Source organism: Chelatococcus daeguensis (assembly GCF_001887265.1).
In the GTDB taxonomy this organism is placed as follows: Bacteria; Pseudomonadota; Alphaproteobacteria; order Rhizobiales; family Beijerinckiaceae; genus Chelatococcus_A; species Chelatococcus_A sambhunathii.
In genome coordinates this window covers 1,731,941-1,751,342 of record NZ_CP018095.1, presented here as the reverse complement: position 1 = coordinate 1,751,342, position 19,402 = coordinate 1,731,941, and the positions used below count along the sequence as shown (strand labels likewise).

17 protein-coding genes, 1 tRNA gene and 2 pseudogenes are annotated in these 19,402 nt (G+C 67.7%); 12 read left to right on the top strand and 8 right to left on the bottom strand.

Going from position 1 to position 19,402, the window contains the following annotated elements; translation table 11 throughout:
* The first annotated feature begins 4 nt into the window (after nucleotides 1-4).
* The 3 genes from BOQ54_RS08365 (at nucleotide 5) to BOQ54_RS08355 (ending at nucleotide 3,212) form a co-directional block, all read left to right on the top strand.
* Nucleotides 5-505 carry a DUF1801 domain-containing protein gene (locus BOQ54_RS08365; RefSeq protein ID WP_055461066.1) on the top strand — a complete coding sequence of 167 codons (501 nt, stop codon included), beginning with the start codon at nucleotides 5-7 and terminating at the stop codon, nucleotides 503-505.
* A 109-nt stretch (nucleotides 506-614) separates the two neighbouring features.
* Nucleotides 615-1,895 carry an O-acetylhomoserine aminocarboxypropyltransferase gene (locus BOQ54_RS08360; RefSeq protein WP_071923694.1) on the top strand — a complete coding sequence of 427 codons (1,281 nt, stop codon included), beginning with the start codon at nucleotides 615-617 and terminating at the stop codon, nucleotides 1,893-1,895.
* A 24-nt stretch (nucleotides 1,896-1,919) separates the two neighbouring features.
* Nucleotides 1,920-3,212 (top strand): O-acetylhomoserine aminocarboxypropyltransferase/cysteine synthase family protein, encoded by a 1,293-nt coding sequence (locus BOQ54_RS08355; RefSeq protein ID WP_071923693.1) that lies wholly within the window; start codon nucleotides 1,920-1,922, stop codon nucleotides 3,210-3,212.
* Between the two features lie 13 nt (nucleotides 3,213-3,225).
* On the opposite strand, the gene BOQ54_RS08350 is transcribed toward BOQ54_RS08355, so the two are convergent.
* Nucleotides 3,226-3,435 (bottom strand): hypothetical protein, encoded by a 210-nt coding sequence (locus tag BOQ54_RS08350; protein ID WP_141659736.1) that lies wholly within the window; start codon nucleotides 3,433-3,435, stop codon nucleotides 3,226-3,228.
* Between the two features lie 229 nt (nucleotides 3,436-3,664).
* Entirely contained in the window at nucleotides 3,665-4,759 is a 1,095-nt protein-coding gene (locus tag BOQ54_RS08345) for a COX15/CtaA family protein (RefSeq protein WP_071923692.1), read from the bottom strand.
* Between the two features lie 133 nt (nucleotides 4,760-4,892).
* Between BOQ54_RS08345 and BOQ54_RS08340 the strand changes: the two genes are divergently transcribed.
* Nucleotides 4,893-5,108, top strand: a complete 216-nt coding sequence (locus BOQ54_RS08340; protein WP_071923691.1) for a DUF2842 domain-containing protein — start codon at nucleotides 4,893-4,895, stop codon at nucleotides 5,106-5,108.
* Between the two features lie 21 nt (nucleotides 5,109-5,129).
* Here the strand turns inward: BOQ54_RS08340 and BOQ54_RS08335 are convergent, their stop codons facing one another.
* Nucleotides 5,130-6,185, bottom strand: a complete 1,056-nt coding sequence (locus BOQ54_RS08335) for a polysaccharide deacetylase family protein (protein ID WP_071923690.1) — start codon at nucleotides 6,183-6,185, stop codon at nucleotides 5,130-5,132.
* Between the two features lie 108 nt (nucleotides 6,186-6,293).
* Between BOQ54_RS08335 and BOQ54_RS08330 the strand changes: the two genes are divergently transcribed.
* Nucleotides 6,294-7,481 (top strand): GNAT family N-acetyltransferase, encoded by a 1,188-nt coding sequence (locus BOQ54_RS08330; RefSeq protein ID WP_071923689.1) that lies wholly within the window; start codon nucleotides 6,294-6,296, stop codon nucleotides 7,479-7,481.
* A gap of 10 nt (nucleotides 7,482-7,491) precedes the next feature.
* Here the strand turns inward: BOQ54_RS08330 and BOQ54_RS08325 are convergent, their stop codons facing one another.
* The gene (locus tag BOQ54_RS08325; protein ID WP_083585932.1) at nucleotides 7,492-9,654 is read right to left on the bottom strand and encodes a GumC family protein; all 2,163 of its coding nucleotides are present in this window, start codon (nucleotides 9,652-9,654) and stop codon (nucleotides 7,492-7,494) included.
* 170 nt (nucleotides 9,655-9,824) lie between these two features.
* On the opposite strand from BOQ54_RS08325, the gene BOQ54_RS08320 reads away from it, so the two are divergent.
* From BOQ54_RS08320 to BOQ54_RS08305, 4 genes are all read left to right on the top strand, one after another.
* Nucleotides 9,825-10,388 (top strand): polysaccharide biosynthesis/export family protein, encoded by a 564-nt coding sequence (locus tag BOQ54_RS08320; protein WP_055461075.1) that lies wholly within the window; start codon nucleotides 9,825-9,827, stop codon nucleotides 10,386-10,388.
* A 26-nt stretch (nucleotides 10,389-10,414) separates the two neighbouring features.
* Nucleotides 10,415-11,542 carry a glycosyltransferase family 4 protein gene (locus tag BOQ54_RS08315; protein WP_071923688.1) on the top strand — a complete coding sequence of 376 codons (1,128 nt, stop codon included), beginning with the start codon at nucleotides 10,415-10,417 and terminating at the stop codon, nucleotides 11,540-11,542.
* 119 nt (nucleotides 11,543-11,661) lie between these two features.
* Nucleotides 11,662-13,209: an undecaprenyl-phosphate glucose phosphotransferase gene (locus BOQ54_RS08310; protein ID WP_071923687.1), complete on the top strand. Its 1,548-nt coding sequence runs from the start codon at nucleotides 11,662-11,664 to the stop codon at nucleotides 13,207-13,209.
* Nucleotides 13,206-14,450, top strand: a complete 1,245-nt coding sequence (locus tag BOQ54_RS08305; RefSeq protein WP_083585931.1) for an O-antigen ligase family protein — start codon at nucleotides 13,206-13,208, stop codon at nucleotides 14,448-14,450. The genes BOQ54_RS08310 and BOQ54_RS08305 overlap by 4 nt, the downstream gene beginning before the upstream one ends.
* 14 nt (nucleotides 14,451-14,464) lie before the next feature.
* On the opposite strand, the gene BOQ54_RS08300 is transcribed toward BOQ54_RS08305, so the two are convergent.
* Together BOQ54_RS08300 and BOQ54_RS08295 are read right to left on the bottom strand one after the other, a co-directional pair.
* Nucleotides 14,465-14,671, bottom strand: coding sequence for a hypothetical protein (locus BOQ54_RS08300; RefSeq protein WP_145979746.1), 207 nt, complete (start codon nucleotides 14,669-14,671; stop codon nucleotides 14,465-14,467).
* Nucleotides 14,672-14,853: 182 nt separating this feature from the next.
* Entirely contained in the window at nucleotides 14,854-16,296 is a 1,443-nt protein-coding gene (locus BOQ54_RS08295) for a phospholipase D-like domain-containing protein (protein WP_055461080.1), read from the bottom strand.
* 315 nt (nucleotides 16,297-16,611) lie between these two features.
* Between BOQ54_RS08295 and BOQ54_RS08290 the strand changes: the two genes are divergently transcribed.
* Nucleotides 16,612-17,223 (top strand): BA14K family protein, encoded by a 612-nt coding sequence (locus tag BOQ54_RS08290; protein WP_245316326.1) that lies wholly within the window; start codon nucleotides 16,612-16,614, stop codon nucleotides 17,221-17,223.
* 80 nt (nucleotides 17,224-17,303) lie between these two features.
* Here BOQ54_RS08290 and BOQ54_RS20025 read toward each other — a convergent pair whose 3' ends face one another.
* Nucleotides 17,304-17,732, bottom strand: a complete 429-nt coding sequence (locus BOQ54_RS20025) for an RcnB family protein (protein ID WP_157672592.1) — start codon at nucleotides 17,730-17,732, stop codon at nucleotides 17,304-17,306.
* A 351-nt stretch (nucleotides 17,733-18,083) separates the two neighbouring features.
* On the opposite strand from BOQ54_RS20025, the gene BOQ54_RS08280 reads away from it, so the two are divergent.
* Both BOQ54_RS08280 and BOQ54_RS20230 read left to right on the top strand, forming a co-directional pair.
* A tRNA-Pro gene (locus BOQ54_RS08280) sits at nucleotides 18,084-18,161 on the top strand.
* Nucleotides 18,162-18,359: 198 nt separating this feature from the next.
* Nucleotides 18,360-18,557 (top strand): annotated as a pseudogene (locus tag BOQ54_RS20230) (SOS response-associated peptidase); the annotation flags it as partial.
* A 29-nt stretch (nucleotides 18,558-18,586) separates the two neighbouring features.
* On the opposite strand, the pseudogene BOQ54_RS19490 reads toward BOQ54_RS20230, so the two are convergent.
* Nucleotides 18,587-19,353: pseudogene (locus tag BOQ54_RS19490) on the bottom strand (IS5 family transposase).
* Nucleotides 19,354-19,402: the final 49 nt, after the last annotated feature.

Below are 19,402 nucleotides of genomic sequence, written 5' to 3'. Positions count from 1 at the left end.
ACGGATGACGAAGCTGCCCGCCAAACCTGCGAAAGCGGTCAAGCCTGCGAAAACGGCAAGGACGAAGGCCGCCACCGGGGCTGCAACGGAAGCGGCGCAGCCGGGCGGAGCCGTTCTTCTCTCCGGGGGCAATCCCCAGATCCCCAAGGGATACGGCGATGCCCCCGTAGAGGCCTATATCGCGGCCATGCCGGGCTGGAAGAGCGAGCTCGGCCGCCGCCTCGACATGCTGATCGTGCGGACGGTTCCGGGCGTGATGAAGGCCGTCAAATGGAACTCGCCCTTCTACGGCGTGGAGGGCCAGGGATGGTTCCTGAGCTTTCATTGCTTCACGAAATACGTGAAGGTGACATTCTTCCGCGGCACCTCGCTCGATCCCGTTCCGCCCGGCGCGTCCAAGCACAAGGACGTCCGCTATCTCGACATCCACGAGGGCGGTCTTGACGAAGGGCAGTTCGCGGACTGGGTGAAGCAGGCCAGCCGCTTGCCCGGCGAAAAGATCTGAGCAGCCGGCACACGCAGGTCCCTTCCTCCCTCCTCCTCGTTGACGGCAAACGCGTCGTTCTTTATTACGAACGAACGCCTTTTAAAGCGAATGCCGGAGGAGATGTTCCATGGCCGACCGTGTGCCCGGGTTCAATACGCTTGCCATCCATGCCGGTGCCCAGCCCGATCCGGCGACCGGCGCGCGCGCCACGCCCATCTACCAGACGACTTCCTTCGTCTTCGACGACGTCGACCACGCGGCCTCGCTCTTCGGCCTGCAGGCCTTCGGCAACATCTACACGCGCATCGGCAACCCGACCTGCGCGGTGCTGGAGGAGCGCGTGGCGGCGCTCGAGGGCGGCACGGCGGCGCTCGCCGTCGCCTCCGGCCATGCGGCGGAGTTCCTCACCTTCCACGCCCTGCTGCAGCCGGGCGACGAGTTCATCGCGTCGAAGAAGCTCTACGGCGGCTCGATCAACCAGTTCAACCATTCCTACAAGAGCTTCGGCTGGAACGTCGTCTGGGCCGACCCTGACGACCTGTCCACCTTCGAGCGGGCCCTGACGCCCAAGACCAAGGCGATCTTCGTCGAGTCGATCGCCAATCCGGGCGGCGTCATCGTCGATATCGCCGCCATCTCCGCCATCGCCAAGCGCGCCAACATCCCGCTCATCGTCGACAACACGATGGCGACGCCCTACCTGTGGCGCCCCTTCGAGCACGGGGCCGACATCGTCGTCCATTCGGCCACCAAGTTCCTCGGCGGGCACGGCAATTCCATCGCCGGCCTCATCGTCGACGGCGGCACCTTCAACTGGGTCGGCGACGAGCGCTATCCGATGCTGTCGAAGCCGCGGCCGGAATACGGCGGCATGGTGCTCGGTGAGACCTTCGGCAACTTCGCCTTCGCCATCGCGACGCGGGTGCTCGGCCTGCGCGACCTCGGCCCGGCTTTGTCGCCCTTCAACGCCTTCCTCATCCTCAACGGCATCGAGACCCTGCCGCTGCGCATGCAGCGCGCCTCGGATTCGACGCTCATGGTGGCAAAGCACCTCGCCAGCCATCCGGCCGTCGCCTGGGTGAGCTACCCCGGCCTCGAGGGCGACCGCTATTACACGCTCGCCAGGCGTTACTGCCCAAAGGGCGCCGGCGCCGTCTTCACCTTCGGCCTCAAGGGTGGTTACGAGGCGGGCGTCAGCCTCGTCTCGAAGCTGCAGCTCTTCTCGCACCTCGCCAACATCGGCGACACGCGCTCGCTCGTCATCCACCCGGCCTCGACCACCCACCGCCAGCTCAGCGACGAGCAGAAGGTGGCCGCCGGCGCCGGGCCGGACGTGGTGCGCCTGTCCATCGGCCTCGAAGACCCGGCCGATCTCATCGCCGATCTCGACCAGGCCCTGTCGGCCTGAGCCTGCCGTTGCGGAGCCTGACCCATGAGCGATCATTGTAACAAGACGGGCTTTGCCACGCGGGCGGTGCACGCGGGGGCGGCGCCCGACCCGGCGACGGGGGCTCGCACCACGCCGATCTATCTGACGAACGGCTTCGTCTTCGACGATCCCGAAGAGGCGGCCGACATCTTCGCCCTGCGCAAGATCGGCTTCTCCTATTCGCGCGGCAGCAACCCGACGACGGCGGCGCTGGAGCGCCGCGTCACGGATCTCGAGGGCGGCACCATGTCGGTCGCCATCGGCTCCGGCCAGGCGGCCCTTCTCGTCATCCTGCTCACGCTCATGGAAAGCGGCGACGAATATGTCGCTGCCAGCCGCCTCTTCGGCGGCTCGCTCGGCCTCATGCGCCGTCTCGAGCAGCGCCATGGCCTGAAGGTCCATTTCGCCGACCCGACCGATCCGGCCAGCGTCGCGGCCGCCGTGACGGAGAAGACGAAGGCGATCGTCGTCGAATCCATCGTCAATCCCTGCGGCAGCGTGGTCGATCTTCAGGCGATCTCGGCCATCGCCAGGCGCCACAAGGTGCCGCTCATCGTCGACAACACGCTGGCGAGCCCCTATCTTATCCGGCCGTTCGAGCACGGGGCCGACATCGTCTTCCATTCGACGTCGAAGTTCCTCGGCGGCCACGGACAGGTCATCGGCGGCATCATCACCGACGGCGGCAGCTTCGACTGGGCGGGCGACGCGCGTTACCCGCTCATCTCGGCGCCGTGGGGCGACTACGAAGGCATCGTGCTCGCCGAGGCCTTCCCGAAGAACGCCTTCGCCGTCGCGGCCCGGCTCTATGGCCTGCGCGACCTCGGCCCGGGCATCTCGCCGGCCACCGCCTTCCTGACGCTGACCGGCATCGAGACGCTTCCGCTGCGCATGGCGCGCCACTGCGCCAATGCCAAGGCCGTGGCGCAGCACCTTGCCGGTCATCCGGCCGTGGCGGCGGTGAGCTATCCCTCCATCGAGGGCCATCCCGGCAAGGCACTCGCCGACCGCTACAGCCCGGAGGGGGCAGGCTCCGTCTTCACCGTGGCGCTCAAGGGCGGGGACCAGGCTGCGACGCGCTTCATCGCGGCGCTCAAGCTCTTCTCGCACATCGCCAATATCGGCGAGACACGCTCGCTCGCGATCCATCCGGCGACGACCACGCACCGCAACATGCCGCCGCAGGAACGGGCGAAGGCAGGTGTTGCCGGCAATGTGGTGCGCCTGTCGATCGGGCTGGAGGATGCGGCGGACATCATCGCCGACCTCGATCAGGCGCTGGCGGCGGCCTCCTGAGCCGCCGCTCCCCTCAGCAGTGATAGCTCGAATCCGCGGGCGGCCGAACGCGGCGGCCCGCCTCGGACACCGTGGCGACAACCGGCCGCAGTTGGAAGAGTTCGCGTGCAGCTGAATGCGTGCGGCGCGCGCGCCGACGCGTCGCGCCGTCCGCGAGCTCGGCCATGCAGATGCAGGATGCAGCGATCCCCGGCCACAAACCCGCGTGGAAGATCGTCACCATGCCCGCCATCGACGTGCCCTCCATCAGCGCCAGCCGTCGTCCGCCTGACGCGAACCTTAACGCAGCTTTATGCTGAGCGCGACCGGCGCCCGTCGAGGTGCGCGAACGCACGACTCACCCATTCGGACTAAAGCGTCGACATCCGGTGGGACGCGGCCCGAGGATTAACGGGACAAGGCTTGCGCCGGCCTGCCGGTGCCGGGGCGTACCGAGGAAAAGGCCAGCGGCCTCAGGCCCGAGCCGGTACCGCGAGCGGCGCCGGCTCGGCCAGCCGGCGCCGGTGGTGGACGCAGGCGCCGAGCAGCAGAACGGCGAAGCCCTGGTGCAGCAGCGCGGCCCATAAAGGCACGACGAGCAGCAGGGTGGTGATGCCGACGAGCGCCTGGGCGAGGACGAAGGCCGCGAGCAGCACGGCCCGTCGCGCCGTCGCGCTCCCCGGCATGCTACGCAAAGCGTTCACCGCATGCCACAGGGCGAGAGCGAGCAGCACATAGGCACCCAGGCGGTGGTTGAACTGCACGAGGGCGATGCTCTCGACGAAGTTCTCCGCCCACGGCGTGATCGGGAAGAGCGTCCCGGCGGCGGGCACGAGGCGCCCGTCCATCAGCGGCCAGGTGTTGTAGGAGAGGCCCGCGTCGAGCCCGGCGACGATCGCGCCGAGGGCGATCTGCAGCACGGTGAAACCGATCAACAGCGAAGCGGTGCGCCTGAGGCGCGCCGGCGCATGCTCCGGCGCAAAGCGGCCGAGGCCAGTCGCGACCCAGACGAGGGCGCCGAGAATGCCGCAGGCGATGAGCATGTGCAGCATGAGCTTGACCGGCGCGACCGCCGTCATGCCCGGCTTCAGGCCGGAGGCGACCATGATCCAGCCGACGGTGGCCTGCAGCCCGCCCATGGCGCCGATGGCGGCGATGGTCAGCAGCAGGCGCCCGCGCACCTGCCCGCGCCAGGCGAAGAACGCGAGCGGCAGGAAGAAGGCGAGCCCGATGAAGCGGCCAAGCTGGCGATGCCCCCACTCCCACAGGTAGATCGACTTGAACTCGGCGAGGGTCATGCCCTTGTTGACGAGCTCGTATTGCGGGATCTGGCGGTAGAGGTCGAACTCGCGCTGCCAGGCTTCCTCGCTCATCGGCAGGAGGGCGCCGGTGACCGGCTTCCATTCGGTGATCGACAGGCCGGAATCCGTGAGGCGCGTCGCGCCGCCAACGAGGATCATGACGAGCACGAGGCCGGCGAGCAGCCAGAGCCATGCCCGGACCGGCGCCATGCGGCGCGAGGCCTCCCGGTCGACCTGCGGAGCGGAAATGGAAACGGCACTGTTCATGGCGCGCGAAACTGTCTACTTCCTGCGGCAGCAAGGCCCTTGCGGGCCCGTTCGTCCCGCGAGACATAGGCCTTTGCAGGCGGCGGCACAACGAGCCGCACCGCCGCACCCCGGAACCTGATGAGGAGCCCCCATGCAACGGCGCACACGCAAGCTCGTCGGCACCATCGCAATGCTGATCTTCGTCTGCGTCTATGCGCTCGTCGTCATGGCACTCGCGCAGAGCCGACTGCCCGAGATGGCGAAGGGCGTCGAACTCCTCTTCTACGCCATTGTCGGCATCGGCTGGATCATCCCGCTGCTGCCGCTGGTGCGGTGGATGGAGCGCAAGGACAAAGGCGAGACTTGAGAATCCCTTACGCAGGCCTGTTCAAGCGACGTCGAGCTTGCGCCCCCGGTTCCACAAGAGGAATGGCACGCCCGACAAGAGCGCCCGCGCCGCCGCCCTCGTCTGGTAGAGGCCGTTGAGGGACACGCGCGGCAGTGCCGTCAGATGCTGTGCGTGCGCCACGAAGAGATGACCCGGGCGCGTCGTCACGGCGGTCGCGAAGCCGGCCTCTCGGGTGATGGCGAACTCCCGCGGTCCCGCCGACGTCGGATCGCCGACGGGATAGGCGAAGTGCCGCACCGGCTGCCCGACACGCTCGGCGATGATGGCCCGGGAGCGCTCGATCTCATCGCGCGCCCGCGCCGCGTCGTGCTTCGCCAGCATCGGATGGGTCAGGGTGTGGGCGCCGATGGTGACGCCCGGCACGCGCGCCAGCGCCGCGATCTCCGCCCAGTCGAGGCAGAGCTCCTCGACGAGCGCACGGCCATCGACGCCCGCCCGCTCGGCAAGACCCGCGATGACGGCGAGCAGCCGCTCTTCCGGCCCGCGCCGCAGCGCCCAGTAAAGCTGTTCGAAGGCCGCGCTCTTCTCGGTATCGGTCCGGGCCGGATGGGCGATGGCGAGGTCGCCGTCGTCGACCGCCACATGGTCGAGCCGACGCACGGCCTCCTCCAGCTCCAGCCACCACAGGCGCGCCGTGCGGTCGGCGAAACCGGTAGTGACGAAGACCGTCCAGGGGGCTCCGTGCCGTTCGAGGACGGGCTGCGCATGGACGACATTGTCGCGGTAGCCGTCGTCGAAGGTCAGCGCCAGGAAGGGCGCCGCGCCCGGGCGCGGATCGGCGAGCCGCTCCGGCACCTCGTCGAGCGGCACGAAGACGAAGCCCTCCGCCTTCGCGAGCGTCAGCACCTCGTCGAGAAAGCCGGGCGTCACCTCCAGAAGGGCGTTGGGCGCAAAGCCGCGGCCGGCATCCGGGCGCACATGGTGCAGCATCAGGATCGCTCCCCTGCCCCGCGCCGCGCTGGCCAGCCAGCGGTCCGCCCCAGTCAGGCTGATCGCCTGCATACCGAAGCGGATGATCGTGCTGCGTAGATTCATGCTTCCTTGGCCGTTTCCTTGCTAGGAGAGGATCAGAACCGCCCGTGCAACGGCGCGGACGCTAAACGCTGCGTCATTTTGAAACAGGTCTTTGCAGGAATGGGAGCGATGACGACCAATCTCGACGTCTTCGACGATGCCCCGGTGGCCGTGCAGGACGCAAGCGTTGGCCTTGTGGTCGACGTCCTCGACGATCCGGCGGCCATCGCCTCCTGCTGGCGCGACTTCGAGCGCAAGGCGCTCATGTCGCCCTACCAGTCCCATGCCTGGGTCAGCGCCTACGACCATTGCTGGCAGGACAGACGGCGGCCGAAGCGGATGCTGCTGCGGGTGCGCAACGAAGCCGGTGCGGTGCGGGCGCTGCTGCCGCTCGACGTCTTCTCCCGGCGGGGGCTGACGGTGGCGACCATGCCAGGCGCCGGCCATGCCAATTTCCACATGCCGCTCCTGGCCCATGGGGGCGCGCCCTCCGCGGACGAATGGGCAGAGGCGCTGCAGCGGGCCGGCCGGGCTGCCGGCATCGACCTCTTCATCTTCCGCCATCAGCCGCAGGCCTGGCACGGAGAGGAGAATGCGCTCGCCGCCGTCATGTCGCAGCCGAGCCCGAGCAACGGCTATCAGCTCACGGTCGACTTCCCGGCCGCCGAGGCGCGCACGCACATCCTCAGTCCCAAGCGCCGTCGCGTCTTCAAGTCGAAGGAACGGGCCCTGTCGGAGCGGGGGACGTTCGTTGCCCGCCTGATGGAGAGCAAGGAGGACGTGCGGCGCGCGCTTGCCGCCTTCCTCGCCCAGAAGGCTGAGCGCTTCGCCGCGCAGAAGATCGCCAATCCCTTCGCCGATCCGGGCATCCAGGCCTTTCTGCTTGCCGCCTGCCTGCCGCAGCCCGACGGCAGCCCGCCGCCGCTCAGGCTCTACGCCCTTCTGGTCGGCAACGAGATCGTCGCAACGCGGGCGGGCACCGTCTGGGGCACGCACATGAGCGTCATGTTCCACTCCTTCGACCAGCGGCCGGAGATCTCGCGCTCGAGCCCGGCGGAGGTCCTGTTCATCCACATGATCGAGGCACTGACCGCGGAAGGCTTCACCCATTTCGATCTCGGCGTCGGCGACCTGCCGTACAAGCGCGTCTTCTGCAAGGAGGTCATGGAGCTGCGCGACGGCATCGTCCCCGTCTCGGCGAAGGGACGGCTCCTTGCTCCGCCACTCAAGGCCGCGGTGTGGGCCAAGCGTCGCGTCAAGCAGTCGGAAAGGCTGTCGGCGCTCTATCAGCGGCTGAAGCCCGCCCCCGCGGCCTGACGGAGGCGGCTCAGGCTGCGGCGCGCGCGCCGTCCGCCTGCGGCACCACGACGATGATGTCGCGCGCCTTCGCCTCCGCAAGGCGGGCGTAAGCCGCGCGTGTGGCCTCGGCCTGCTCGGCCTCTTCCGACACGAGTACCACGTGGTCGACGTGTGGCAGGACATGCGGGGCGAGCGCCTCGAGACCTGCGGCATCGACGACGAGGATCACCCACTCATAGGTCTGATCGAGGGCGAGCAGCGGCAATTCGAGCGCGCCCGACTTTTGGGCGAGTGCGTCGGCGAGATTCGTGCCCGCCGAGACACGGTGCAGCCGCGTGCCGGCATCACGCCCGATGACGTCGGAGAAGGAGGCGCTGCCCAAGGCAAGCTCGGCGAGGCCCGGACGTCGGGCGCCGCGCATCGCTTCGCCTGCCGTCAGGTCGAGCAGAATCGTGCGTTCGGTCCTGACGCGGTCATCGGCCAGGGCGCGCGCCAGCGGAACGGCGCCGGCACCGGCCGCGGCCTCCGTCACCAGCAAGCGCCGGCCTCGTCCCTCCGCGGGACGATCGCCGAGCCGCGCCATCAGCGGCGCCAGCGCATCGGCAGCCGTCGTCGCCGCCGGCACAGCCTCTCGTTCGTCGCGGGGCTGAGCCGGCGCCTGCGCTTCGACCACTGCCGAGACCGGCGCGTCTGTAACGGGCGACGGGGGAGGAGCGGGCTCGACGCGCGACGGCTCGGAGACGGCCTGCGCCGGCGGCAGGTGGGCCGGCGGCGCGGCCGCCGGAACGAAGGCCCGTCCGGACAGGAGTTCCAGCGCGATGACGAGCGTCGCCGCCAGCGAGAAGGCCACCAGAGTGACGATGGCGATGATCGGCACCTTCTTGGGGAAGTTCGGCGTGCCCGGCACCACGGCGCGCGAGACGATGCGCGCATCGGCCGGACTCGCGTTCTCCACTTCGCGCGCCTGTGCCTCGCGATAGCGGGTCAGGTAGGTCTCGAGCTGCTCGCGCTGGGTGCGTGCCTCGCGCTCGAGCGCACGCAGCTCCACCTCCGATTCCTTGGCCTTCGCGGCCACGGCGCTCTGGGTGTCGAAGGCCTTCTGCACGCTTTCGACGCGCGCAGCGGCGAGGCTCGCCTCGTTCTCCAGCGAACGAACGGTGCGCTGGGCCTCCTGCCGGAGCTGGTTTTCCAGGTCCGCGATCTGGGCGTTGAGCTGCTTGATGCGCGGATGGGCTGGCAGAAGCGTCCTCTCCTCGAGGGCAAGTTGCGCCCGCAGCGCGATGCGCTGTTCCAGGAGGCGACGGATGAATTCGTTGTTGGCGACATCGGGAATGTCGAAAACGCGGCCGGAGGCGATCATATCGCGGATCAGACGCGCCTTCGCCTCGGCCTCGGCCTGGGCCGAGCGGGCAGCGGACAGCTGCGCCGAGAGCTCGGCGAGCTGCTGCGCCGGCAGCGTCACCTCGCCGGCATTGCCGCTCATGAGGCCGTGGCGGGCGCGAAAATCCTCCACCTTCGCCTCGGCCTCGGCGACCTGCTTGCGCAGCGGCTCGATGGTTTCGGCGAGCCATTGGGATGCGGCCTGCGTCGCGCTCTGCTTCACGGCGCGCTGGAAATCGAGATAGGATTCGGCGATCGTGTTGGCGGCGCGAGCCGCGAGGTCGGGGTCGGCCGACGAGAACTCGATGGCCACGACGCGCGAGCGCGGCAGCGGAAAGACGTTGAGGCGCTGGTAATAGGTGGCGAGCACGCGCTCCTCAGGCGGGCGCACCTTGCCGGAACCGCTAAGGCCGATCCACTGCATGACACGCTGGCTAAGGCCGAGCACCCGCGCATCCGGATCGAACTCAGGATTGCCGACGAGGCCGAGCTTGCCGATGACGTCGCGCGCCAGATCGCGCGACATGATGACCTGCACCTCGCTCTGCACCGCTTCCTCGTCGAACTGGGAACCGGCGCCTGCCCCGCCTTCGGGGCGCGTGTAGAAAGTGTCGCCGCTGACGAGAAGAACGCTGGTCTCGGCCTTGTAGCGCGGCGTGATGAGATTGACGATCAGGAACGCCCCGACAAAGGCGAGAAGGGTCGGCAAGGCGATCCACATCCGGCGCCGCACCAGCGCGCGCCAGATCACCCCCAGATCGAGATCGTCCCCGGCGGCCGGAGCCCCCCCGGCCGCGACTTCCTTCGACATCGGCGCCTCAAAATACGAAAAACAACGCCTCAACCTTGCACACAAGGCGTTGCCGGCAGGTTAAATCGGCCTGATGGACGGCAAGGGCCGTCGGCATACGCAAAAATCAACCTTTGTTAACCATAACGGCGTTAGATGCGTCTCGTCCTGCAGTTTCCGATGACGGTCACATGTCGCGCTTTCCGGCCATCGCCCTCGCCCTTCTCTACGCCGCGCTCGGCGCCTGCACCCAGACGTCGCGTGCACCGATGACGGTGGAGGCGGTGCCCCGCCCGCAGGTCTACACGCTCGACAGCGGCGACCGCCTCCGCATCATCGTCTTCGGGCAGGACAGCCTGTCCAATATCTATACCGTGGATGCCTCGGGCAAGATCGCGATGCCGCTCGTCGGCGCCATCCCGGCGCGCGGGCTGACGACGCAGCAGCTCGCCAAGGCCATCGAGCGCAAGCTCGCCGCCGGCTACGTGCGCGAACCGTCGGTGAGCGTGGACGTCGAGGCCTATCGGCCGTTCTTCATCCTCGGCGAGGTGCGCAATCCCGGCCAATATCCCTTTGTCGCCGGCATGACGGTGCAGACCGCCGCCGCCATCGCCGGCGGCTTCACCCCCCGCGCCGTGGAGAGCGAAGCGCTCGTCACCCGTCAGGCGCCGGGCAAGGCCGTCACCGGGCCGCTGCCGGCGACCTATCCGATCAAGCCGGGCGACACCATCGTCATCAAGGAGCGGTGGTTCTGAGCCACCGTCGGCCCGGACGACACGTCATGCCCCATCCCGAGTCCCTGCGCATCCTGCACGTGCTGCGCGCACCCGTCGGCGGCCTGTTCCGCCATGTCGTCGACCTTGCGCGCGGACAGGCGCAGCTCGGCCACCGGGTGGGCATCGTCTGCGACGCCACGACCGGCGGCGAGCGGGCGGAAGCAACCCTCGCCGCGCTCGGTGGGGATCTCTCGCTTGGCGTTACGCGCCTGCCCATGGCGCGCCTGCCGGGGCTTGGCGATCTTGCGAGTGCCCTGCGCGTGCGTGCGCTGGTGTCCCATCTCGGACCCGACGTGGTGCACGGCCACGGCGCCAAGGGTGGCCTCTACGCCCGGCTGGCCGCGCGGACGAACGGGCGTCGTCCCGCCCGCATCTACACGCCGCACGGCGGCAGCTTCCACTACCCGCCGGGCACGGCGCAGCACCGGCTCTACATGGCTGCCGAGCGCGTCCTGGCCCGGAGGACCGACTTCTTCCTGTTCGAGAGCGCCTATATCGCCCGGCTCGCCGCGGGGGCGCTCGGCTCCCTCGCGGCGCGCTCCGCGGTCGTCTACAACGGTCTGCACGAAGCCGAGTTCGATGAGGTGCCGCGGTCCGACCCGCAGGACGTGCTCTATATCGGCGAGTTGCGCCACCTCAAGGGTATCGACACGCTGATCGACGCGTTGGCGCTGCTGCGCGCGGAAGGCCGCGAACTCACTGCCGTCTTCGTCGGTGCCGGCCCGGAGGAGGAGACCATCCGAGCCCATGCGGCGCGCCGGGGTCTTGAAGCGGCCGTGACCTTCCAGCGACCCATGCCGATCCGGAAGGCGCTCGCGCTGGCGCGGGTGATGGTGGTACCGTCGCGGGCCGAGTCCCTCCCCTATGTCGTGCTGGAAGCTGCGGCTGCCGCGATGCCGCTCGTCGCGACCTCCGTCGGCGGCATCCCCGAGATTTTCGGGCCGCAGGCGTGCCGCCTGATACCTCCCAATGCACCAGAGGCCCTCGCCGGCGCGCTGCGCCGCCGCCTCGACCTGCCGGAGGCGGAGGCCCGCGCCGAGGACGCCACACTGCGCGCCTTCGTGCGCCAGCGTTTCTCGCTGCCACAGATGGTCGCCTCGGTGCTCGGCGCCTATCACGCAGCACTGCGTTAAGACATTCGCCAGACGGCCGTGCTAGGCCATTGCAGCGGGAACGGGACCCGCCTGCGCCATGGCATGGGCCTTGCGATTGCCTTGGCGAGACTTCCCTTTTGTCCCGCCGAAGTTCGAACATGTCCAATTTTGACATTCGCGATCTGCTCGACCACGCCGCCGCGGCCGAACCCGCCCAGCCTGCGCCTGCTTCCGCGGACGAGAAAGAACCGCGCCTGTCGCCGCTCGCCGAGCGCATGGCGGCGCTGCCCGTGCGGCCCACCTATTCGCCCGTGATCATCACGGGGGCGGCCCGCCTCGCCGACATCGCGGTGGTTCTCGCCACGGGCTACGCCGCGCTCGCGATCTATATCGCGCCGAACCACGGCTATCCCCTCTCCTACCTCGGCCTCCTGCCAGTCTTCGCCCTGGCGACGGTCGCGGCGCTGCAGGCGGCGGGCTTGTATCATATCGGCGCGATGCGCTCCGTCCTCACGCAGGCCTTCCGGGTTCTCGCAAGCTGGAGCGTCATCTTTCTCCTCGCCCTCGCCGCGCTCTTCTTCACCAAGACGAGCGAGGAGTACTCCCGGGTCTGGCTGCTCGGCTGGTACGTTTCGGGACTTGCTGGGCTCTTCCTGGTCCGGCTCGCTCTTGGCCTCGCCGTGACGCGCCTGACGCGCGCCGGCCGGCTCGACCGGCGCACCGTGATCGTCGGCGGCGGCGAAGCGGCGGAACGGCTCATCGAGGCTCTGGCGGCACAGCGCGATACGGGAGTGCGAATCTGCGGCTTCTTCGACGATCGCAGCGACGACCGCTCACCTAACGTCTTGGCCGGCTATCCCAAGCTCGGCACAGTCGACGATCTCGTCACCTTCGCGCGGCGCACGCAGGTCGACCTCATCATCTTCACGCTGCCGATCACGGCCGAGGCGCGTATCCTGCAGATGCTGCGCAAGTTGTGGGTGCTGCCGACCGATATCCGTCTTGCCGCTCACATGAGCCAGCTGAGGTTGCGTCCGCGGGCCTATTCCTACATCGGCTCGGTGCCGGTACTCGACGTCTTCGACAAGCCGATTGCCGACTGGGACCTGGTGCTCAAGTGGCTCTTCGACAAGCTGGTCGGAACAATCCTCTTGGTGCTGCTGTCGCCGTTGCTCCTCCTCACGGCCCTCGCGGTTAAGCTCGACTCCCCAGGGCCGGTGCTCTTCCGCCAGAAGCGGTACGGCTTCAACAACGAGCTCATCGAGGTCTTCAAGTTCCGCTCCATGTACGTTGACCAGAGCGACGCAACGGCGGCGCGTCTCGTGACCAAGGGAGATCCGCGCGTGACGCGCGTCGGCCGCATCATCCGCAAGACCTCGCTCGACGAACTGCCACAGCTCTTCAACGTGGTCCTCAAGGGCAACTTATCCCTCGTCGGGCCGCGTCCGCACGCGCTGCATGCCAAGGCCGAGAACAGGCTCTACGACAAGGTCGTCGACGGCTACTTCGCCCGCCACAAGGTCAAGCCCGGCATCACCGGCTGGGCGCAGATCAACGGCTGGCGGGGCGAGACCGATACCGAGGAGAAGATCCAGCGCCGTGTCGAGCATGACCTGTTCTATATCGAGAACTGGTCGGTGCTCTTCGACCTCGTGATCCTCCTGAAGACGCCGCTGGCGCTTCTCAAGTCGGAGAACGCCTATTGACGGCCGCAGGCGACATCGCCGACACCGTCGCGAGCGGCCTTCGCATCCCGACGCGCCGGCTGCAACATGCGCTCCTGTGGCTGCTCGCCTTCTCGGGCTCGCTCGCGATCATCGAGCCGTCGCCCTATGAGGCGATGTTCCTCGTCGCCCTCTTCGGCTTCATGATCACGGGCGGCATCCGGCTGCCGCGCCTCGTCGTGCCGCTCATCGTGCTGCTGCTCGCCTTCAACCTCGGCGGCGTCTTCTCGCTCATTCCCTATCTCGACCAGCGCAAGTCGGTCACCTTCGTAGCCATCTCGATCTATCTGATGGTGACCGCGATCTTCTTCGCCACGATCCTCTCGCAGGACGGCGAGGAGCGGCTGAAGGCGATCCGCAGCGGCTTCGTCGCTTCCGCCTGGGTGGCGGCGATTGCCGGCATCGCCGGGTATCTCGACATCGCCGGTCTCGGCTCGATCTTCTCCCTCTACGGCCGCGCCTCCGGCACCTTCAAGGATCCCAACGTTCTCGGGCCCTATCTGACGCTCGCCGTCGCCTTCATGGTGCAGGACATCATGACGGGCCGCGGCCGGCTCGTCATGAGCCTCGCCAAGCTGTCGGTGCCGATGCTCGCGCTGCTGCTGACGCTGTCGCGCGGTGCATGGATCAACGCCGTCGGCAGCGTCGGCCTGCTCGTTCTGCTCATCTATCTCACGAGCCGCAGCAACGGCCAGCGCTCGCGGCTCGTCGGCCAGGTCGCAGCGCTCTCGGCGGGCGTGATCATCGTGCTGCTCGCTGCCCTCTCCAGCGGCGAGATCGGGGAACTCGTCGCCCAGCGAGCGGGCCTGCAATCCTACGACATGGGCCCGACCGGCCGCTTCGGCGGGCAGATCCGCAGCCTCCCGCTCTTGCTCGACCTGCCGAACGGCTTCGGCCCCCTGCGCTTTTCCTCCGAGATGTATGGCGCCGCGCCGCACAACGTGTTCCTCAACGCCTTCGCTTCCTATGGCTGGCTCGGCGGCATCGCCTATCTCGTACTGATCGTGACGACCTTCTTCGTCGGCTGGCGCACGGTGCTGCGGCGCGGGCCCTTGCAGCGCCATTTCCTGCCGATCTGGAGCGTGTTCTTCGTCACCGCGCTGCAGGGCATCCAGATCGACAGCGACCACTGGCGCCACTTTTATCTGCTTCTCGGGCTCGTCTGGGGCATGGCGGCCGCAACGCCACGGCGGGAAACAGGGCCCCGCGCGCTCGCATCCTGATTCCGCTTCTGCGGCTAACGCCCCGGCATTGCGACCGTTTTCCCGTTCACATCCGCCTGAACGGATGTTCCCCCTCGCACCTGCCCTGGAACGCCCGCACGAGGGGGGCAGGTGATGGCCTTGGCGGTGGGAAAGCCGATTTCCTCGTCGATCTCCTGGATGATACCGACCAGGCGCGCCTCGCAAGGCCGCTGGGCGGCAAGGTGCAGGGCCTCGGTCATCACGTGGCGATGCCGGACGGCCACATCCGTACAGGCGACATCATCCGTTTCGCAGCTCTTCCAGGGCGCTCCGGGCGCCTCCGGACATCATCGTGGTTTCTCGTCCCTTTCCGCCGGCTTGGGCCCGACTGCAGAAGAACCATGCGCCGGTCCGACCCGGGACGATGTGCGCCGGCGTGCCGTCAGAGGTAAGGCGAGGCCAGCCACACCACCCGGTTGCGCAGCCGCTCGACGAGCGGGCGAGCCGCGAGGCTCTGCAGGGTTTCAGGGACCGCATCGGCCATGCGCTCGCCGATGTAGCCCTCGATCCAGCCGGCCAGCTCAGGACAGTGCACCTCTACGTCGAGCTCGAAATTGAGCCGAAGGCTGCGCGGATCGAGGTTGGATGAGCCGATGTAGCTCCAGACCCCATCGACCGTCATGAGCTTGGAATGGTCGAAGACGCCGCGCGCGCGCCAGACGCGGCAGCCCCGTCGCAGCACCTGATCGAGCTGGGCCGTCATGGCGTAGTCCACGAGGCGCAGGTTGTTGCTGTCGGGAATGACGATGTCGACCTCGATGCCGCGGCGCGCTGCGACGCCGAAGGCCCCGACGAGTTGCTGATCTGGCAGGAAATAGGGCGACGCGATCATGACCCGGCGCTCGGCGGCCGCAAGTGCACCCATGATCATGGCGTGGTTCGATTCGAGCGTGTGGTCCGGCCCCGACGGAATCGCCCGCGCCGCCACCTCCGAGCCGACGGCCGGCCGCGCCGCGCGTCCGAACCACACCGCCCCGTCGAGGAGTTCCCGCGTTACGAAATGCCAGTCCTCGGCGAAGACGGTGAGCAACTGCTCGACCACCGGCCCCTCGAAGCGGAAATGCGTGTCGCGCGCCGTGTGATCACCCATGGCCGAGGTGAGGAAATGGGCGCGGATATTCATGCCGCCGGTGAAGCCGACCTTGCCATCGACGACGAGGATCTTGCGGTGGCTGCGCAGATTGGCATAGGGCAGCTTAAGGCCGATGATGTTGCCCATGAAGAGCGCCGAGGTGACGCCGCTCTGGCGCAGGAGGAGCGGCAGCGGCGGCTTCGAATAACGTGCCCCCACTGCATCGATCAGCACGCGCACTGCGACGCCGCGCTCCTTCGCCGCCACGAGCGCCTCGACGAAGGCGAGCCCCGCCGCGTCGTGGTCGAAGATATAGGTCGCGAGCGCGATCGACTTTCTGGCACTCCTGATCGCCTCGATCATCGCCGGATAGGCGGCATCGCCGCCGACAAGGGGCGTGACCTTGTTGCCGAGCGTCAGCGGGAACTGGGAGACATTGTCGCCGAGCCGGGCCAGCGACGCGAGCGGCAGGCGCGATAGCGCGGCGCTGTCGCTGTCCTCGTTCTCGGCCGCCCGGCCCCGGCGCGTGCGCGCCCGCTTGCGCATGACGGACGATCGGCGCACGCGGTTGATGCCGACAACGAGATAGAGCGCGGCACCGAAGACTGGGGACAGCATCGCGACGCCCGCCCAGCCGATGGCCGCCCGCACCTCGTCCTTCGTCATCGCCGCGTGCACGGCCGCAGCCAGACCGGCCACCGTACTCAGGACGAAGAAGAGATGCGGCCAATAATCCGTCAGAAACGCCTGCATGAATCATTTCTAGAGGATTCCGCCTCGCGCCGGAAAGGTCAGAACCCTGCAGGCGCGGTGAAAGGCTGCCCCCGTGCGAGCCGGAGACCCGATGCCGGAGCCGCGTGCTTCACGCAACAGGTCGCGCGCCCTCCCCGGGCGCGCGAGGGTCGCGTATACGTGATCCCCTCGCTCGCCCTGCCGCCACAGTTTGTTCTATCATGGAAAAAGGCGCCGTCCGCACGCGGCCGAGATGATCGGCGCTCGGGGCCGTCCGCCCGCCGGCGGCTTGTCCGCGGCGTCGGAAGCCTCAGTTGCCGCGAGGAGGAACGCGCCATGCCCGTCTGCAAGACACTCGCCGTCACGGCCGTTGCAGCGCTGCTCGCGGTCCCTGCGGTGCCAGCGGGAGCGCAGATCGTCCGCATGGATACTGCGCCCTCCGCGACGCTTATCGACAGTGCCCAGTGGGGTCGTCCCGGTCACAGGTACGTCGGGGGGCCGGGCACGTGGACGCGCAGTTGGGGCGGGCCTGTCCGGGTGCGGCCGGTCGCTCCAGTGCGGCCCGTGTACGGCGGCTATTACGGCCTGCGGCGATACGGCAATTATGGCCGCCCCTATTATCCGCGCCCCTATTACGCCCGCCCCTACTACGCCCGCCCTTATTATGGCGACTACTATCGGCCATACTATTACGGCGGCTACTATCGGCCATACTATTACGGCGGCTACTATAGGCCGTATTACGGCTACGGCTACGATCCCGGCGCCGCGATTGCGGCGGGCATCTTCGGCCTCGCCGCCGGCGCGATTGCCAGCAGCGCCATCGCCGCGCCGCCGCGCCGTTACGATGCCGGGTGGGTGGCCTATTGCTCGCGCAAGTACAAGTCCTTCAACCCGCGCACCGGCACCTATCTTGGCTATGATGGGCGCCGACACGTCTGCCGATAGCAGGCCGAGGACAAAGCCCTTGAGGAAGAGCCGCCCATGCGCGGCTCCTGCATGCGCTGCAGGGCTTCTGCGCGTCCGCTTCAGTGCATCATGAAGATCGACGCGATGATGCCGGTTGCGACATTGACCATCAGGAAGCGACCGTCGACCTCGACCCAGCGATGGCCGCGCGGCGGCTCCTGAAGGCGATAACGGCGGTAGTCGCGGGCGTGAATTTCGCGGTGGCGATACTTCTTCCACTCGAAGCGCTGCCCCTTCGCCCAATGCGGCCGGCCGCGGCGGTGCTGCGGCTCGACATGCCGCGGATGCCGGTCGTGGTGCTCGATGCGCACGTCACGATGCTCGGTCCGGACATCGCGATACCTGTTGTGCGCGCCCGGGCGTTGGCTCCGCACGTCCCGGTGTTCGATATGGGCATCGGGGCCGCGGTGCAATGGATGGGGCTGGGCGACGGCCGCGCCTGAAACGACTATGGCGATCGATGCAACAAACAGGGCCATCTTTTTCATGAACATCTCCTCTTCTGCCCTCCGTCTTATGAGGATTGCCCTGAATGGCTCCTGAACGATGGAATTACTTTTTGGTAATATTTGTCCGGTTGCCATTCGCCGTAGCCGTACGGGCTGCCCTCGCATGTCGGCAACCTGGCACCGAGGCCTCCCGCGTGCCGGCGGGGGACGAGTTGCCCGTCGGGGACGAGCGCTCGCATCCCCCAAGATATCCACAGTAACCGAAGCGGATGAGGCCCGCACTTTACGGGGCTTTGTGTCCCCGATGCATCGTTCGAGCCGCGCGCCGCCAGAACTCCGGGCTTGCATTCCCGCGGCGAAACACCTAGAGAAACAACGCCCTTCGGGTGTCGGAGCGTAGCGCAGCCCGGTTAGCGCACTAGTCTGGGGGACTAGGGGTCGTGGGTTCAAATCCCGCCGCTCCGACCATTCAAACCCGTTTTGTTCTTTAGGTTTCAGGCTTTCGCTAGAGATCAAGCGCGAAGAGCAGCTAAGGGGAACAAAGGGCGTATATGTGCCGTTTCGAGGCGCCAACCACCCACAAAAACACCCACAGTCAATTCGCGGTTCGTTCCGCTTCGCGATCGCCATATGATCCAGGACGCCGATGATGCGCTGGAGCGAACGATGTGCAACCTCTACAGCCTGACCAAGGGCAAGTCGCCATCCGTGAGCTCTCGCGCGCGATGCGTGACACGACGGGCAATCTGCCGCCGCTTCCGGGCATCTTCCCTGACTATCCGGCGCCGATCGTCCGGTATGCCGGCGACGGCGAACGAAGGGCTCGCCATTGCCCGATGGGGCATGGCGAGCCCTTCGTTCCTGCTCTAGGGGCGCTCGACGGATACGACTTGCTAGGCCGTAGACTCATAACCGCGTAGCCAGATGCGGATGGACGCGAGCTTCACGGCGGCGAGGAAGTTTTCCGCCGTCTTGTCGAAGCGGGTGGCGATACGGCGGAAGTGTTTGATCTTGTTGAAGAAGCGCTCGACGAGGTTGCGCGCCTTGTAGAGGTGCCTGGAGAAGCAGATCGGGTCCTTGCGGTTGCGCTTGGGCGGGATGTTCGCCCATGCGTTCCGCTCGGCGACGGCAGCGCGCAGGTCGTTGGCGTCGTATCCCTTGTCGGCCAGCAGCATTGAGCCCGGCGCGAGATGCCCGATCAGGTCTTTGGCACTCGCGAGGTCGCTGGCTTGGCCTGCCGTGAGCTTGAGGAGGATCGGCCTGCCTCGGCTGTCGACGAGCGCGTGGAGCTTGGTCGTGAGCCCGCCTCGGGAGCGACCCAGACATCGATCGACACCCCCCTTTTTGCCGTCGCCCCGTGCTGGTGGACGCGGACGACAGAGGTGTCGATCATCTGCACGTCACCATCGTAAGCCCTTGTGATCGCGTCCATGAGCCGATCCCAGACGCCCGCCTTCCGCCATCGGTTGAAGCGGTTGTAGATCGTGGTCGGCGGCCCGTAGCGCGCCGGCATGTCCGCCCACGGCGCGCCCGAGCGCAGGCACCAGAAGATGCCATTGAGCACCCGCCGGTCATCCACGCGAGGCACGCCCCGCGACTTGTTGGGAAGGTGAGGCCGGATCGCCTCCCATTCGAAATCCGTCAGATCGTAGCGGCCCATCGCAAAGCTCCCGAAAAGGAGCTTGAATCACAATTGCTACCGTCAGGGA

Bases quoted from the DNA above. Each gene is read 5' to 3' on its own strand.
- BOQ54_RS08365 (WP_055461066.1), top strand. From the start codon at position 5: ATGACGAAGCTGCCCGCCAAACCTGCGAAAGCGGTCAAGCCTGCGAAA.
- BOQ54_RS08360 (WP_071923694.1), top strand. From the start codon at position 615: ATGGCCGACCGTGTGCCCGGGTTCAATACGCTTGCCATCCATGCCGGT.
- BOQ54_RS08355 (WP_071923693.1), top strand. From the start codon at position 1,920: ATGAGCGATCATTGTAACAAGACGGGCTTTGCCACGCGGGCGGTGCAC.
- BOQ54_RS08350 (WP_141659736.1), bottom strand. From the start codon at position 3,435: ATGGTGACGATCTTCCACGCGGGTTTGTGGCCGGGGATCGCTGCATCC.
- BOQ54_RS08345 (WP_071923692.1), bottom strand. From the start codon at position 4,759: ATGAACAGTGCCGTTTCCATTTCCGCTCCGCAGGTCGACCGGGAGGCC.
- BOQ54_RS08340 (WP_071923691.1), top strand. From the start codon at position 4,893: ATGCAACGGCGCACACGCAAGCTCGTCGGCACCATCGCAATGCTGATC.
- BOQ54_RS08335 (WP_071923690.1), bottom strand. From the start codon at position 6,185: ATGAATCTACGCAGCACGATCATCCGCTTCGGTATGCAGGCGATCAGC.
- BOQ54_RS08330 (WP_071923689.1), top strand. From the start codon at position 6,294: ATGACGACCAATCTCGACGTCTTCGACGATGCCCCGGTGGCCGTGCAG.
- BOQ54_RS08325 (WP_083585932.1), bottom strand. From the start codon at position 9,654: ATGTCGAAGGAAGTCGCGGCCGGGGGGGCTCCGGCCGCCGGGGACGAT.
- BOQ54_RS08320 (WP_055461075.1), top strand. From the start codon at position 9,825: ATGTCGCGCTTTCCGGCCATCGCCCTCGCCCTTCTCTACGCCGCGCTC.
- BOQ54_RS08315 (WP_071923688.1), top strand. From the start codon at position 10,415: ATGCCCCATCCCGAGTCCCTGCGCATCCTGCACGTGCTGCGCGCACCC.
- BOQ54_RS08310 (WP_071923687.1), top strand. From the start codon at position 11,662: ATGTCCAATTTTGACATTCGCGATCTGCTCGACCACGCCGCCGCGGCC.
- BOQ54_RS08300 (WP_145979746.1), bottom strand. From the start codon at position 14,671: ATGACCGAGGCCCTGCACCTTGCCGCCCAGCGGCCTTGCGAGGCGCGC.
- BOQ54_RS08295 (WP_055461080.1), bottom strand. From the start codon at position 16,296: ATGCAGGCGTTTCTGACGGATTATTGGCCGCATCTCTTCTTCGTCCTG.
- BOQ54_RS08290 (WP_245316326.1), top strand. From the start codon at position 16,612: ATGCCCGTCTGCAAGACACTCGCCGTCACGGCCGTTGCAGCGCTGCTC.
- BOQ54_RS20025 (WP_157672592.1), bottom strand. From the start codon at position 17,732: ATGAAAAAGATGGCCCTGTTTGTTGCATCGATCGCCATAGTCGTTTCA.